This is a genomic window from Microbacterium sp. HMWF026 (genome assembly GCF_003061325.1).
Taxonomy (GTDB): Bacteria; Actinomycetota; Actinomycetes; order Actinomycetales; family Microbacteriaceae; genus Microbacterium; species Microbacterium testaceum_E.
Genome location: NZ_QAJB01000265.1, coordinates 1 through 1,996, shown reverse-complemented (window position 1 = coordinate 1,996; position 1,996 = coordinate 1). Strand labels below are relative to the sequence as shown.

2 protein-coding genes and 1 pseudogene are annotated in these 1,996 nt (G+C 72.3%); all 3 read left to right on the top strand.

All coding sequences use genetic code 11. The annotated features are described in order from the left end of the window. A pseudogene (locus DBR36_RS17745) lies at nucleotides 1-382 on the top strand (hypothetical protein); the annotation flags it as partial. Nucleotides 383-460: 78 nt separating this feature from the next. After that, nucleotides 461-937 (top strand): hypothetical protein, encoded by a 477-nt coding sequence (locus DBR36_RS17740; protein ID WP_181373557.1) that lies wholly within the window; start codon nucleotides 461-463, stop codon nucleotides 935-937. Beyond that, the coding region (locus tag DBR36_RS17735) for a hypothetical protein (RefSeq protein WP_181373556.1) at nucleotides 868-1,996 on the top strand (1,129 nt) is incomplete at its 3' end. The genes DBR36_RS17740 and DBR36_RS17735, both read left to right, overlap by 70 nt.

Sequence of the window (1,996 nt, the reverse complement as noted above, 5' to 3'; positions counted from 1 at the left end):
CCCCGGGTCCCCCGACGCGGCCGTCGAGGCCACGGCATCCCTCGCCCCCTCGGTCTCGACCACCGCCCTCGCCGACCAGATCGCCCGCCTGTTCCGCGGAGCCGTCTCGACGGCCACGCAGACGGCTCAGGCGGCTGCTGCGGGCGCGGCATCCGGCATCCCCTCCTCCCCCGTCGCCGACGACGCCTCGAGCCTCACGTTCGGCGTCAGCACCGGTTCGGCCTCGTCGGCCTTCGGCGGCTCGGGAGCGGGCGGCGCAGCCCCCGCCACCGCCGACCACGCGGCCCTCTCGGCGGCCATCGTTCTTCTCTCGCGCGGAGGAGCCGTCGACGACGACCTCCCCGCCGTTCCCGTCTACGCCACCGACGTCTCTCCTGACTGAGGAAGGTCTCGCCGTGCCCGTCACGGCTGACGACCACGCGCTCACGCGCACCCTCATTCATCTACAGGAGAAACTTCCATGTGCAAGATCTACTCGCGCGTCCTCATGGGCGCGCTCGTCGGAGGCGGCCTGGCCGTCCTCGGATGCGGCGTCGCAAACGCCGCAGAAACGTCCGGCACCGACGGTCTGCTCTCGGGCGACCAGGGCCTCATCTCTGCGACCGTGCCCGTCACGGTCGGCGGCAACGCCGTCTCGCTGATCGGCGGCAGCCACAGCGAAGACGCCACCACCACGGCCCCCGCCTCGGCGCCCGCTCCCTCGGTCACGACCGACGGCAGCGACGGCATCCTCTCGGGAAACCAGGGGCTGGTGTCGGTCGACGTGCCCGTCACGTCGGCGGAAACGCCGTCTCGGTCATCGGCGACAGCAGCACCTCGGATGCCACCACCACCGGCGGCGGCTCGTCCAGCGGCGGCGCGGGTGACGTGTCGACCGACGGCTCCGACAGCATCGGCGGCGGCAACCAGGCCGTCCTGCCGATCAACGTCCCCGTGACCGTTGGCGGCAACGCCGTGTCGGTCATCGGCGACAGCATCTCGAAGGATGCCACCACCACCGGCGGCACCACGGGCTCCGGCGCGGGCGTCGGCGACGTCACCACCGACGGCACCGACAGCCTCGGCGGCGGCAACCAGGTGATCGCACCCATCTCGCTGCCCGTCACGATCGGCGGCAACGCCGTATCGGGTATCGGCGACAGCATCTCGAAGGATGCCACCACCACCGGCGGCACCACCGGCTCCGGCGCGGGCGTCGGCGACGTCACCACCGACGGCACCGACAGCATCCTCGGCGGCAACCAGGTGATCGCACCCATCTCGCTGCCCGTCACGATCGGGGGCAACGCCGTGTCGGGCATCGGCGACAGCGTGTCGGACGGCGCCACCACCACGGGCGGCACCACCGGCTCGGGTGTCGGCGGCGTCACCACCGACGGGAGCGACAGCATCCTCGGCGGCAACCAGGCGGTTCTGGCCATCTCGCTGCCCGTCACGATCGGCGGCAACGCCGTATCGGGCATCGGCGACAGCGTGTCGGACAGCGCCACCACCACGGGCGGCACCAGCGGCTCGGGTGTCGGCGGCGTCACCACCGACGGGAGCGACAGCATCCTCGGCGGCAACCAGGCGGTTCTGCCCATCTCGCTGCCCGTCACCATCGGCGGCAACGCCGTTTCGGTGATCGGTGACAGCACCTCGAAGGATGCCACCACCACCGGCGGCACCTCGGGCGGACTGCTCGGCGGTATCACCACCGACGGAAGCGACAGCATCCTCGGCGGCAACCAGCTGATCGTCCCGATCGCCCTGCCCATCACCATCGGCGGCAACGCCGTCTCGGTGATCGGCGACAGCACCACCATCGGATCGAACACCGGCACCCCGGGAACCCCGGGTAACCCCGGTACGCCTGGCACGCCCGGAACCCCCGGCACGCCTGGGACGCCCGGAACGCCCGGAACCCCGGGTACCCCCGGAACGCCCGGCACCCCCGGAACGCCCGGAACGCCCGGAACGCCCGGAACGCCCGGAACCCCGGGTACCCCCGGTACCC